This is a genomic window from Streptomyces sp. CY-1 (assembly GCF_047218265.1).
Classification (GTDB): Bacteria; Actinomycetota; Actinomycetes; order Streptomycetales; family Streptomycetaceae; genus Streptomyces; species Streptomyces niphimycinicus.
The window spans coordinates 1,244,073-1,256,666 of the sequence record NZ_CP178393.1 but is presented as its reverse complement, the minus strand read 5'-3'; the positions used below and the strand labels follow the sequence as shown (position 1 = coordinate 1,256,666).

Below are 12,594 nucleotides of genomic sequence, written 5' to 3'. Positions count from 1 at the left end.
ACGTCCGACGTACGCCCCGCTCCCGAGCACCCCTCACCCGGCACCCTCCCGGAAGGCCCCCGTGTTCCGCACCGCCTTGCGCAACGTCCTCGCGCATAAAGCCCGCCTGCTGATGACCATGCTCGCCGTTCTGCTCGGCGTCGCCTTCGTCGTGGGCACCCTCGTTTTCACCGACACCATCGGCAACGCCTACAAGGAGCGCTACCTCACCACTCTGCGCAATGTCTCGGTCCAGGCCACGCCGCCGTACGACGAGAAGACCGGCGAGCCCGGAACCGTGGGTGAGGACACACTGCGGAGCCTGCGACGGCTGTCCGGGGTGGCGTCCGTGACCGGTTCCGTCGAAGGGTTCGCCGCCGTGGCCGCGAAGGACGGCCATCCCCTCGGCGGGGACGATGTGACCAGGGCGGGCAACTACTTCCCCCAGGCCGACGGCAAGGACAACCGCCACCCGCTGACCGCCGGACGCGCTCCCACCGGGCCCGACGAGGTGCTGGTGGACACCAGCACCGCGGACCAGGGCGGCTACCGGATCGGCGACACCGTCCGGCTGGCCATCGACGGGCCGGTGCTGCACAAGAAACTCGTCGGCATCGTCCGCACCGACGACACCTCCGGCTCCGGCGGCACCTTGGTGCTCTTCGACGACGCCACCGCGCAGAAGCTGCTGCTGAAGCCCGGCCACTACGACGCGGTCTCGCTCGAGGCCGACCGCGGCGCTTCCGAGCAGCGGCTCGCGGCCGAAGCGCGCGACCTGCTGCCCGAGAACTCCGAGATCCACACGGGGGCGCAACTGCGCGCGCAGCAGCAGGCCGATGCCGCCGAGGGGGCCAAAGGGCTCAGCCAGGTGCTGCTCGTCTTCGCGGCCATCGCCCTGTTCGTCGGCATCTTCGTCATCGCCAACACCTTCACCATGCTGGTCACCCAGCGTTCGCAGGAGATGGCCCTGATGCGGGCCGTCGGCGCCGAGCGCCGCCAGGTGACCCGCTCCGTCCTCATCGAGGCCGCCCTGCTGGGGCTGTGCGCAGGCGCCGCCGGGTTCCTCCTCGGCATCGGCGTGGCCATGGGCATCCGGCAACTGTTCGCGTCCACCGGATCCGGCCTCCCCGACGGGCCGCTGGTCGTCGCCCCGGGCACCGTACTGATCTCGTTCCTGGTGGGCGTCGTCGTCACCATGCTCGCCGCCTATCTGCCGGCCCGCCGCGCCGCCGCCGTGCCTCCGGTGGCCGCCATGTCCGCGCTCCACACACCCCCGCCGGTCCGCGGCCTCCGCAGGCGCAACGCCATCGGTATCGCCCTGATCGTGATCGGTGTGCTCGGCGTGGTGTACACGGCGTCCAGCGGCGAGGAGGGCCGGACCACCGTCCTCTTCCCGTCCGTCCTGCTGCTCATCGGCATCATCGTGGTGACCCCGGCGCTCTCCGGCCCGGCCATCGCCCTGGCCGGGCCCCTGCTGCGCCGCTTCGGTGTCCCGGGCACGCTGGCCCCGCGCAACGCCCGGCGCAACCCCCGGCGCACCGCCTCCACCGCCTCGGCCCTGATGATCGGGCTGTCCTTGGTCACCGGCCTCACCGTGGTCGCGGTGTCCGCCACGACATCGCTGCAGCAGCGGGCCGAGAACACCGTCACGGCCGACTTCGAGATCTCCTCGAGGAGCAGCGGCCACCTGCCCGCGTCGGTCCATGACGCCCTGGCGAAGTCCACGGCCGTGACCTCCTCGAGCCCGCGGCGCGAGGGCGCTGTCCGGATCCGCGGCGACGAGGTGAACCTGACCGGTGTGGACGCCCGGAGCATCGCCGACCTGCTCGACCCGAGCTTCGCATCAGGGTCGCTCGCGGCACTGGGCGCGGGCGGCGGCAGGAACCTGCTGATCGACACCTCCACGGCCGAAATGCACGGATGGACCATGGGGCAGCGGGTGCCGGTGGTCTACGCCGACGGCAGCCGGGGCACTCTACGGATCGGCGGCATCTACCGCAGCGACGAATTCCTCCCGGCCACCATGATCCCGCTGGCCACCCTCCAGCCCCATCTGAAGAAGATCGAGGACACCTCGGTCCTGGTGCACACCAAGGACGGCGACGGCGAGACGGTACGGCGCTCCCTCCAGCGCGCCCTCGACCAGAACCCCCTCATCCGGCTGCGGAACACCGACGACCTGGCCGAGTCCGCCGGCGGCGAGTCCATCACCCTGCTCCTCAACGTCCTGTACGGGCTGCTGGCCATGGCCGTGGTGATCGCCGTCCTGGGAGTCATCAACACCCTCGCGATGTCCGTGTTCGAGCGCACCCGTGAGATCGGCATGCTGCGCGCGGTGGGGCTCCAGCCCGAGCAGACCAAGCGGATGATCCACCTGGAGTCCGTCCTGATCTCGCTCTTCGGGGCCCTGCTGGGCATCGGCGCGGGCATCTTCCTCGGCTGGGCCGCGGGCAAGCTCGCCTCCGACAGCATCCAGGGGTACGAGATGGTCATCCCCTGGGGCCGCATCGCCGTGGCCCTCGCGGGCGCCGCACTCGTCGGCGTGGTGGCGGGACTCTGGCCCGCCCGCCGGGCGGCCCGGCTGAACGTCCTCACGGCCCTCAAGGCGGACTGAGCCGCGCGCGGGACGGCTTGGACCCGGGCGGCGGTGGGACTCGTTCCACCGCCGCCACGCGTGCCACCCGGCGCATCCCCCCGAGCGCTCCGGGGCCGCCCGCCCGAGCGCTCAGGGATTGCCGTAGGCCGCCACCATGATGTTCCGCGCCACCTCGTTCATCTCCTGGCCCTTGGCGTCCGTGGAGTTGACGCTGTAGACCAGGGTGCGCGAGCCGTCGCGGGTGGCGGCGACGCCGGTGTTGTAGCCCCAGCGGCCGCCCGTCTTGCCCCACACCTCACGGCCGCCCAGCTTCTTCATCGACAGCCCGGCCGAGTACGCGGCCGGGTCCCCGGTTCCCCAGTCCGCCACCTTCGGCAGGGTGAACATCTCGCGCAGCAGCGGGCCGCGCACCACGTGTCCCCGGAACAGGGCCTTGATGAACCGCTCCAGGTCGGCCGTGGTCGAGATGATGTCACCGGCCGCCCAGCCGTCCGTCGGCCCCCACACCGACACATCGCGCGGACCGGTCGTGCCGTCGTCCAGCCGCATCGTCTGGTAGCCGTGGTTGTGCGGGCCCAGGATGCGCGGATCGGCCCCCGGGAGATAGGTGTCGCGCAGCCCCAGCGGCTTCAGGATCCGGCGGGTCACCTGGTGTTCGTACGAGTCGCCCGAGACCCGCTCGATGACCAGAGCGGCGATGGTGTAGCCGATGTTCAGATAGTGCTGCTTCTCGCCGGGCGGGAACTCGCGGTCCTTCGAGGTCGCCGAGCGGACCATCTCCTCGGGGTCATGGATCCGGAAGCGGTCGGCGTACCGCTCCTCGACCGTGTTCCCGGGGAAGTCGGGGGCCGGGATGCCATGCGTGTGATTGAGCAACTGCCGCACGGTGACCTTCGCGTATGACGCCGGGATCAGCTCCGGCAGATACGAACGAGCACTGCGGTCCAGGTCGAGCGTGCCCTCGGTGGCCAGTTGCAGGGCGACCGCGGCCGTGAAGACCTTGGTCACGGAACCGGCGCGGAACCGGCCCGCCGGATCGGCCGGCCGGTTGGTCCTCAGGTCGTGCACACCCGAACTGCCCCTCCAGACGCCCTCGGAGCCCCCGACCCGGACCAGCGCGGCCGTCGCGTTCCGCGTCGGCAGACCCGCGATGGCGGCTTCCAGCGCCGGAATCCCGGACCGCGTGGGGACCGCCGCGGACGAGGTGGCCGCGAGGGCCGGCGGCACCGCCGGGCCCGCCACGACGCCCAGGACGAGCGCCGCGGCCAGCAGCGTGCGTCTGGTGCTCTGCATGGTCAACTCCAGTGATAGGGGCGCGAGCGCCGTATGAGCCATTGCTCCCGATGGCTCCATCCTGGTGACCGGCGGTCTGTCGCGGATCGCCCGCGCGAGCGTGTTCCGGGTGTCAGTTCCTCGCCGACGCGGGGGAGGAGCCGGGCCGGGACGCTCCCCCGGGCGGGGGATCCCCGGCCGTCCCGGCCGTGATCAGGCCCGTCTCGTACGCGCAGATCACCGCCTGGATCCGGTCCCGCAGCCCCAGCTTGGCGAGCACATTGCCGACATGCGTCTTGACCGTGTGATCGCTGACCACCAGCTCCGCCGCGATCTCGGCGTTCGACAGGCCGCGCGCGAGCAGCAGCAGGGTCTCCCGCTCCCGTGCGGTCAGCGTGTCCAGACGGGGATCGGGCCGCCGTGGCCGGGCGGTCGCCCGGGTGTACTGCTCCACCAGACGCCGGGCCACCGACGGCGCGAGCAGCGAGTCGCCCCGCGCCACCACCCGCACCGCGTGCACCAGATCGTCCCTGCGCACATCCTTCAGCAGGAAGCCGCTCGCGCCCGCGTGCAGCGCTTCGTACACATACTCGTCGGAGTCGAAGGTCGTCAGCATCACCGTCCGGCAGGTGCCGTCCGCGCCGATCTCGCGGCATGCCTCGATGCCGTCCATACCCGGCATCCGGATGTCGAGCAGCGCCACATCGGGCGCGTGCCGCCGCACCGCCTGAACGGCCCCGGCCCCGTCGCCCGCCTCCGCGATCACCTCGATGTCCGGCTGGGCGTCAAGGATCATGGAGAAGCCGCTGCGCACCAGCTCCTGGTCGTCGGCCACCACCACACGGATCGTCAACGCGCCACCTCCGCCGAGGAGCGTACGGGGAGGCGGACCCGTACCTCGAAGCCCCGGCCGTCCGGGCCCGGCCCGGTGACCGCCGTACCGCCGTGCGCCGCGGCCCGCTCGCGGACCCCGATCAGACCGTGGCCGCCGTCGGAACCGGACCGCGGTCCCCGCCCGTCGTCCACCACCCGGATGTCCACCGCGCCCTCACCATAGGTGAGTTGAACGCGGACGGTACGGGCTCCCGCGTGCTTGACCACGTTGGTCAGCGCCTCCTGGACGATCCGGAAGACGGTCGCCCCGGTGGCGTCCGGCAGCGGCCGCACGGCCCCCGCCCACTCGTACGCGACATCGAGGCCACTCGCCCGTACCCGGTCGAGAAGACCGGACAGACCGGCCAGGCCCGGCTGCGGCTCACGCGGGGCGCGGCCCGGCTCGTCGCCCGTGCGCAGCAAGCCCAGCATCCGGCGCAACTGGACCATCGCCTCCCGGCCCGTCGTGGAGATGGCGTCGAAGGCGGCCTCGGCCCGCTCCGGAGCCGTCCGCACCGCCACCGGACCGGCCTCCGCCTGCACGATCATCAGGCTCACCGCATGGGAGAGGATGTCGTGCATCTCCCGTGCGATCCTGGCCCGTTCGCGGGCGGCGGCCCGCTCCGCCTCGATCCGGTCGGCCCGCTGCCGGGCATCGGTCAGCCGACCGAAGACGTAGGCCGCCGCGAACACGAAGAGGGAGAAGGTGAGCTCGCGCGCCGTCCGGGTGTTCAGCCACACCGACACCGGCACGGCGACCGCCAGCAGGCCCCCGGTGGCCAGCCGCTTCCACGGCGGTGACAGGACGGCGACCGTATAGACGATGACGAGCCCGGTGTACGGCAGCGGCTGTCCGGGGCCTTCCACGGCCAGCTTGTACAGCGCGCTCGTCGCGATGATGGCGATCAGCACGGCGAGGGGAGCGCGCCGACGCCAGATCAGGGGGACGACGGTGAGCGTGGTCAGCCCATAGGCGGGCCAGGTCGCCGGCTCCACATCGGGTGGCCGCGGCACCACGAACGGCATCGTCATGGCCGCCTGGACCAGGAGCGCGATCCCCAGGTCAACGGCCTGGGGATGGGCTGCTCCCAGCGCCCGGCCCCGCTCCCACCACCCCCGCACAAGACAGGATGGTAGCCGTTATGCCGCCGCCAGCAGGACGCGTGCGGCTTCCTTCGCCGCGTGCGCGGGCTCGGCGCTGCCGGTGATGGCCGCGGTGGTGATGGCGCCTTCGGCGAGGAGGGCCAAGTGGCCGGAGAGCGAGGCCGGTTTGCCCGCGGCCGCCGTCAGCTCGGCGAGGTATCCGAAGAACGCCTCCTTATGGGCGCGTGCCGTCTCGGCCACGGGCGAGGAGGTGGCGCCGAGTTCCCCGAAGGAGTTGCTGAAGGCGCAGCCCCGGAAGTCCGGCTCGCCGAACCACTCATGGAGCCAGTCGAAGACCGCGAGGATGCGTTCCTCGGGGGTGTCCTGGGCATCGGCGTACGCGGCCAGCCTCTGGCGCCAGCGGATGTCGCGGCGCCGCAGATACGCCTGTATGAGCTCCCCCTTGGACGGGAAGAGCTGGTAGAGCCGTTTGAGGGAGACGCCGGAGGCGGACCGGATCTCGTCCATGCCCACCGCCTGGAGCCCCCGTCCGTAGAACAGGGTCTCGGCCGCGTCGAGGATCCGGAGCTCCGCGGTCTCGGGACTGATCATTTCGCCGTTCTCCTGGTGCCGGTCGGTCAGAGGCCGAGGTCGCTCAGCCCGGGGTGGTCGTCGGGGCGGCGCCCCAGCGGCCAGTGGTAGTGACGCTCCGACTCCTTGATGGGGAGGTCGTTGATGCACGCGTAGCGCAGGCGCATCAGACCGGAGTCGTCGAACTCCCAGTTCTCGTTGCCGTAGGAGCGGAACCAGTTGCCCGAGTCGTCGTGGCATTCGTAGGCGAAGCGCACGGCGATGCGGTTGCCGTCGAAGGCCCACAGCTCCTTGATGAGCCGGTAATCCAGCTCGCGCGCCCATTTGCGGGTGAGGAAGGCGATGATCTCGTCGCGCCCGGTGACGAACTCCGCGCGGTTCCGCCAGCGCGAGTCGACGGTGTAGGCCAGGGCGACCTTCTCCGGGTCACGGGAGTTCCAGCCGTCTTCCGCCAGCCGGACCTTCTGGATGGCGGTCTCCCGGGTGAACGGGGGGAACGGCGGGCGTGGAGCGTCGGTCACAGCGTCTCCTTGTGAGCGGTGGAGCGGGGCGGTGGAGGAGAGAACGAGCATTCTCCTCTTCGGGTACGAGGGTAGGAGAACGATGGTTCTCGCGCAAGGGCCGGCTCGCTGCCGTCCGCGTGGCGGGGGTGGTGATCAGGTCTTCTCGGGGCGGTGGGTACCGTGCGAGCGGAAGCACCGTGCTCGACGACAAGGCAGGGGACCGGGCGTGTTGATCGATGATCTGCGGCAGGAGCTCGCGGCCGGCCGGATGGTCGAGGACCCCGGTGTCGCCGCCGGTTTCGTCCACGACGAGGCGGAGTGGGCACCGTACGGCACGCCCCTCGTGGTGGTACGGCCACGTACGGCGCTCGAAGTGCGTTCCGTGGTGCGGGCCTGTGTGCGGCACGGCGTTCCGCTGGTCACCCGGGGCGCGGGCACCGGTCTCTCCGGCGGCGCCAACGCCGTCGAGGGCTGTGTGGTGCTCTCCACCGAGGCCATGGACACCATCCACGAGATCGACCCCGTGGAGCGCCTCGCGGTCGTCGGACCCGGTGTGGTCAACGACGATCTGCGGGCCGCCTGCGCCGAGCAGGGCCTCTGGTACCCGCCGGACCCGGCGAGCGCGCCCTGGTCCACCATCGGCGGCAATGTGGCGACCAACGCGGGCGGGCTGTGCTGTGTGAAGTACGGCGTCACCCGCGACTATGTGCTCGGCGTGGAGATGGTGACCGGCACCGGTGAGCTGGTGCGGCTCGGCCGCAGGACCGCCAAGGGGGTCGCCGGGTACGACCTGGCGGGGCTGATGGTCGGCTCGGAAGGCACCCTGGGAGTGATCACCGAGGTCACGGTGCGGCTGCGGCCGCGGCGTGAGGCCGAGCGCACGGTCGCCGGATACTTCTCCTCGGTCGTGGCGGCGGGACGCGCGGTCGCCGCGATCGGGGCCGCGGGCCTCACCCCGTCCGCGCTGGAGCTGATCGACCGGCACTGCCTGGCGGCGGTCGACAAGTGGAAGAACATGGGCCTGTCGGTCGACGCGGACGTGGTGCTCCTCGGCCGTACGGACGCCCCGGGCCCGGCCGGTGCCCAGGAGGCCGAGCGCATGCTCGCGTGTTTCGAGGAGGCGGGGGCGACCTGGGCCGCGCAGTCCACGGACCAGGAGGAGGCCGACGCGCTGTTCTCGGCCAGGCGGCTGGCCTATCCGGCGCTGGAGCGGCTGGGCCCGGTGCTCACCGAGGACGTCTGTGTGCCCAAGGCGGCCGTACCGGAGATGCTGGCGCGGATCGAGCGCGCCGCCACCCGCCATGACACGCTCATCGCCAACATCGCCCACGCCGGTGACGGCAACCTCCACCCGCTGCTGATCACCCAGCCCGGCGACACGGCGGCCAGGGAGCGGGCCCAGGCCGCCTTCCACGACATCATCGCGGACGCCATCGACCTCGGCGGCACGGTCACCGGTGAACACGGGGTGGGCCTGCTGAAGCGGGACGGTCTGGAGCGGGAGCTCACACCGGCCGTTCTGGAGATGCACCGTGCCGTGAAGGCGGCCCTCGACCCGCATGGGATTCTCAATCCGGGCAAGGTCATCGCAGGCGGCTGAGCGCGCGGCGGGCGAGCGGACGCCACTCCAGTCCGCCTCACTCCAGTCCGCCGCGCTTCACGAGCTGAGCCGCGATCACATTGCGCTGGATCTCATTGGTGCCCTCGCCGACGATCATCAGGGGCGCGTCACGGAAGTAGCGCTCCACGTCGAACTCGGTGGAGTAGCCGTAACCACCGTGGATGCGGATGGCGTTGAGCGCGATCTCCATGGCGGTCTCGGAGGCGAACAGCTTCGCCATGCCCGCCTCCATGTCCACGCGCCGCGCCGCGTCGGCCTCCCGCGCGGCGTACAGGGTGAGCTGACGGGCCGCGGTCAGCGAGGTGGCCATGTCGGCGAGGTAGTTGCCGATCGACTGGTGCTGCCAGATCGGCTTGCCGAACGACTCGCGTTCCTGGGCGTAGGCCAGCGCGTCCTCCAGCGCCGCCCGGCCCACGCCGAGCGCGCGGGCGGCGACCTGGAGCCGCCCGGTCTCCAGCCCCTTCATCATCTGGGCGAACCCCTTGCCCTCCACACCGCCCAGAACGGCGTCGGCCGGGGCGCGGTAGCCGTCGAACGACAACTCACAGCTCTCGACGCCCTTGTAGCCCAGCTTGGGCAGATCGCGGGAGACCGTCAGACCGGGTCCGTGCTCGACCAGCAGGATGGAGATGCCCTGGTGCGCGGGGGTGGCGTCGGGGTCGGTCTTGCAGAGCAGGGCGATCAGCCGGGAGCGTCGGGAGTTGGTGATCCAGGTCTTGGAGCCGTCCACCACATAGCCGTCGGTGTCCTTACGGGCGACCGTGCGCATCGCCTGGAGGTCGGAGCCGCCGCCCGGTTCGGTCAGCGCCATGGTGGCCCGGATCTCGCCGGTGGCCATCTTCGGCAGATACCGGCGCTTCTGTTCCTCGGTGCCGAAGCGCAGCAGGAGGGTGGCGACCACGGTGTGGCCGCCCATCGCACCGGCCAGGCTCATCCAGCCACGGGCCAGTTCCTCGGTGATCAGGACGTAGCACGGGGTGGAGACAGGGGTGCCGCCGTACTCCTCCGGGATGGCGAGCCCGAAGACACCGAGCTGTTTCATCCGCTCGATCAGGGCCTCGGGGTAGGTGTTGGTGTGCTCCAGCTCCTGGACGACCGGTTTGACGTCGTTGTCCACGAAGTCGCGCACCGTCCTGACGATGAACCGCTCGTCCTCGGACACGATGTCGAGGATGCTCATGCTCTGACGCTCCTGCGAGACGGGGGAGACGGGACTGGCTTCCGAGCCAAGTGTCATCATGGACACTCATGGACGTGCCAGTGAAATAGCAAAGCGTGATACGTCCATGCCGGGCGCGGATGGCTGGGAGCGAGCGTTGGACGTCAAACAACTCAAGGCACTCGTCACGGTCGCCGAGGTCGGTAGCGTCACCCGGGCCGCGGAGTTGCTCCATCTGGTCCAGCCCGCGGTCACCCGGCAGATCCGCACCCTGGAGCAGGAGCTGGGTGTCCCCCTCTTCGAGCGGACCCGGCAGGGCATGCGGCCCACCGAGGCCGGTGCGATCGTGGCCGACCGCGCCCGCCGCGCCCTGAACGAGCTGGAGCGCGCCCGTGCCGAGGTCCAGCCGACCCCGGGCGTGGTGACCGGCATCGTCACCGTGGGGCTGCTGGAGAGCACCACCGATCTGCTGGCGGAGCCGCTGGTGTCCGCGCTCGCCCGGGACCACCCCGGGATCGAGCTGCGCCTGATGACGGCGTACTCCGGGCACCTCCAACAATGGCTGGACGACGGCGACCTGGACCTCACGCTGCTGTACAACCTGGCCGGCACACCGTCGCTGAACCTCCAGCCCCTGGTGCGCGAGCGGCTGTGGGTGGTCGCGCCGCCGTCCGAGGGGCTGCGTGGCGATTGGCCCGTCCCCCTCGCGCGGGCCGCCGAGCATCCGCTGGTCATGCCCGCGGCCGGGCACGCCCTGCGCAGCCTGATCGACGGGGCCGCCGGGCGCGCCGCGGTCGAGATGGACGTCGTCGCGCAGACCAACTCCATGCGGGTGCAGAAGCAACTCGTCAGGGCCGGGCACGGCTGGACCATCCTGCCGGGGCTGGGCATCGCCGAGGACGTGGCCGATGGCACACTCAGCGCGGCACCGCTGTGCGCACCCGATGTATGGCGCTCCATCGTCCTCGGGACGTCGAGAGCCGGGCGGACACCACCCGCGGTGGACGCCGTCGCCCGGGAACTGCTCCACCAGATCACCTCGGCCGTGGACCAGGAGCGGTGGCCCTCCGCCCAGTTGCACATGCGGGCCGCGCCCACCGACGACACCTGAAGCCCGAAACCCGAAAAACGACCCGTGAAGCCCGAAAGGCGAGAAACACCCATGGCAAGCACCGACGTCCATCAGCAGGTCAGCGGCCACGCCCGCGCGCTGGACGGCACTCTCCTCGCCTATCAGCACCAGGGCACCGGACGGCCCCCGCTGGTGCTCCTGGCGGGCCAGGCCAACAACCACCACTGGTGGGACGGCATACGAGCGGACTTCCACGACACCCACACCACCCTCACCATGGACTGGCGTGGCACGGGGGAGAGCGAGAAGCCCGACCAGCCCTACTCGACGCCGGGCTTCGCCGACGATGTGATCGCCGTCCTCGACCATCTGGGCATCGAGCGCGCCGATCTGTACGGGACCTCCATGGGAGGGCGGGTCGCCCAGTGGGTGGCCGCCCGCCATCCGGACCGGATCCGGCGGCTCGTGCTCGGCTGCACCTCGCCCGGCGGGCCCCATGCGACGGAGCGCGATATGGCGGTGCGGCGCTCGCTGGCCCAGGCCGACGCGCGGGCGGCGAACGAGGCGCTGATCGACCTGATGTACACCCCGGCCTGGCGGTCCGCACACCCCGGGCCCTATACGACTCTCGGCGCCCCCGGTATGCCCCCGCACGCCCGGCGAGGACACCTGGTGGCCAGCAATCGGCACGACGCCTGGGATGCCCTTCCGCGGATCAGCGCGCCCACCCTGATCCTGCACGGCGCGGACGACCGGCTCACCCCGGCGGCCAACGCACCGCTGCTCGCCTCGCGCATCCCCCAGGCGCGTACGCACATCTTCGAGGGTGCGCGGCACGGTTATTTCCAGGAGTGCCGCCCGGCGGCCGCGACGATCGTGTCGTCGTTCCTGGCGGAGCAGCCCTTCCCGGTCTGACCAGGTCTGGCCCAGGTCTGACCACCCACTCACGAATGAGGAGGGACAGAAGAACCATGCCACCCACCCCGCCCCCGCTCAGCCCGTACGTCGCCGCATGGGCCCCGGGACCGGTCACGGCCGAGGACGCCCTGCCCGTCGGCCCCGTCGTGGCCCTGTCGGCGGTCCTCGACCTGCCCGAGGCCGTGGCGAAGGACGGTGAGCCCCTGCCACCGCTGTGGCACTGGCTCTATTTCCTGCACTGGCCCGCCCAGCGGGAGCTCGGAGCCGACGGACACCCCCGGGACGGACACTTCCTGCCGCCCCTCCCGCACCGGCAGCGGATGATCGCCGGAGGGCGGTGCGAGATCGCCGAACCGCTGCGCCTCGGCGAGCCCGCCGAGCGCATCAGCAGCCTGGGCACGGTGGCGGCGAAACACGGGAGCACGGGGGAACTGCTGTTCGTCACCGAGCGCCGGGAACTCCGCCAGCGTGGCCGGACCTGCCTCGTCGAGGAGCAGGACATCGTCTACCGGTCGGGGCGCGGCTCCGTCCGCCACCACCCGGCCGCGCTCGACGAGTCAGCCGCCCCCGACCCCGAAGGGACGTGGCAGCTTCCGCTGCACCCGGACCCGACACTGCTGTTCCGGTTCAGCGCGCTCACCGCCAACGCCCACCGCATCCACTACGACACGCCGTACGCGCGAGGGGAGGAGGGCTACCCGGGGCCCGTCGTCCACGGCCCGCTGCTGGCCCTGCTGATGCTCGAACTCGTCCGCCGCCACGCCCCGGCGCGGCGGGTGGCCTCGCTGTCCTACCGGCTGCGGCGGCCGCTGTTCGCCGGGGAACACCTCCTGGCGTCCGGCACACCCTCCGGCAGCGGCGCCGACCTGCGCATCGCCACTCACCGGGAGGCCCGGCACGCCACGGCGGAGGTGACGTTCGCATGAG

At 71.5% G+C, this 12,594-nt stretch carries 11 protein-coding genes; 5 read left to right on the top strand and 6 right to left on the bottom strand.

The genetic code is table 11. The features are described 5' to 3' along the window. The first annotated feature begins 61 nt into the window (after positions 1–61). On the top strand, positions 62–2,593 hold the full coding sequence (locus ACK1X7_RS05065; protein WP_413114690.1) for an ABC transporter permease: 2,532 nt from the start codon (positions 62–64) through the stop codon (positions 2,591–2,593). A gap of 111 nt (positions 2,594–2,704) precedes the next feature. Here the strand turns inward: ACK1X7_RS05065 and ACK1X7_RS05060 are convergent, their stop codons facing one another. The 5 genes from ACK1X7_RS05060 to ACK1X7_RS05040 all read right to left on the bottom strand — a co-directional run bounded on the left by ACK1X7_RS05060 (position 2,705) and on the right by ACK1X7_RS05040 (position 6,915). Continuing rightward, positions 2,705–3,868, bottom strand: a complete 1,164-nt coding sequence (locus tag ACK1X7_RS05060; RefSeq protein ID WP_390794722.1) for a serine hydrolase domain-containing protein — start codon at positions 3,866–3,868, stop codon at positions 2,705–2,707. Between the two features lie 112 nt (positions 3,869–3,980). Beyond that, positions 3,981–4,700: a response regulator gene (locus tag ACK1X7_RS05055; protein WP_385144053.1), complete on the bottom strand. Its 720-nt coding sequence runs from the start codon at positions 4,698–4,700 to the stop codon at positions 3,981–3,983. Next, the gene (locus ACK1X7_RS05050) at positions 4,697–5,842 is read right to left on the bottom strand and encodes a sensor histidine kinase (RefSeq protein WP_423247791.1); all 1,146 of its coding nucleotides are present in this window, start codon (positions 5,840–5,842) and stop codon (positions 4,697–4,699) included. The genes ACK1X7_RS05055 and ACK1X7_RS05050 overlap by 4 nt, the downstream gene beginning before the upstream one ends. Positions 5,843–5,860: 18 nt before the next feature. After that, on the bottom strand, positions 5,861–6,415 hold the full coding sequence (locus tag ACK1X7_RS05045; RefSeq protein ID WP_216341597.1) for a TetR/AcrR family transcriptional regulator: 555 nt from the start codon (positions 6,413–6,415) through the stop codon (positions 5,861–5,863). A gap of 26 nt (positions 6,416–6,441) precedes the next feature. After that, complete coding sequence (locus tag ACK1X7_RS05040) at positions 6,442–6,915, bottom strand: DUF1348 family protein (RefSeq protein ID WP_390794721.1); 474 nt, start codon at positions 6,913–6,915, stop codon at positions 6,442–6,444. A 250-nt stretch (positions 6,916–7,165) separates the two neighbouring features. Here ACK1X7_RS05040 and ACK1X7_RS05035 point away from each other — a divergent pair, with 250 nt between their 5' ends. Continuing rightward, positions 7,166–8,497, top strand: a complete 1,332-nt coding sequence (locus ACK1X7_RS05035; protein WP_385144079.1) for an FAD-binding oxidoreductase — start codon at positions 7,166–7,168, stop codon at positions 8,495–8,497. 37 nt (positions 8,498–8,534) lie between these two features. Here ACK1X7_RS05035 and ACK1X7_RS05030 read toward each other — a convergent pair whose 3' ends face one another. Beyond that, on the bottom strand, positions 8,535–9,698 hold the full coding sequence (locus ACK1X7_RS05030) for an acyl-CoA dehydrogenase family protein (RefSeq protein ID WP_413114689.1): 1,164 nt from the start codon (positions 9,696–9,698) through the stop codon (positions 8,535–8,537). A 136-nt stretch (positions 9,699–9,834) separates the two neighbouring features. Between ACK1X7_RS05030 and ACK1X7_RS05025 the strand changes: the two genes are divergently transcribed. Genes ACK1X7_RS05025 through ACK1X7_RS05015 form a run of 3 tightly spaced genes read left to right on the top strand, consistent with a single transcriptional unit; the run spans position 9,835 to position 12,593 of the window. After that, on the top strand, positions 9,835–10,788 hold the full coding sequence (locus ACK1X7_RS05025; protein WP_385144047.1) for a LysR family transcriptional regulator: 954 nt from the start codon (positions 9,835–9,837) through the stop codon (positions 10,786–10,788). 51 nt (positions 10,789–10,839) lie between these two features. Further along, entirely contained in the window at positions 10,840–11,664 is an 825-nt protein-coding gene (locus ACK1X7_RS05020) for an alpha/beta fold hydrolase (RefSeq protein WP_385144045.1), read from the top strand. 56 nt (positions 11,665–11,720) lie between these two features. Continuing rightward, positions 11,721–12,593, top strand: a complete 873-nt coding sequence (locus ACK1X7_RS05015) for a hypothetical protein (protein ID WP_385144043.1) — start codon at positions 11,721–11,723, stop codon at positions 12,591–12,593. Position 12,594: the final 1 nt, after the last annotated feature.

Coding starts and splice junctions, on each gene's coding strand:
- ACK1X7_RS05045 (WP_216341597.1), bottom strand. CDS start 6,415: ATGATCAGTCCCGAGACCGCGGAGCTCCGGATCCTCGACGCGGCCGAG.
- ACK1X7_RS05060 (WP_390794722.1), bottom strand. CDS start 3,868: ATGCAGAGCACCAGACGCACGCTGCTGGCCGCGGCGCTCGTCCTGGGC.
- ACK1X7_RS05020 (WP_385144045.1), top strand. CDS start 10,840: ATGGCAAGCACCGACGTCCATCAGCAGGTCAGCGGCCACGCCCGCGCG.
- ACK1X7_RS05030 (WP_413114689.1), bottom strand. CDS start 9,698: ATGAGCATCCTCGACATCGTGTCCGAGGACGAGCGGTTCATCGTCAGG.
- ACK1X7_RS05015 (WP_385144043.1), top strand. CDS start 11,721: ATGCCACCCACCCCGCCCCCGCTCAGCCCGTACGTCGCCGCATGGGCC.
- ACK1X7_RS05035 (WP_385144079.1), top strand. CDS start 7,166: ATGGTCGAGGACCCCGGTGTCGCCGCCGGTTTCGTCCACGACGAGGCG.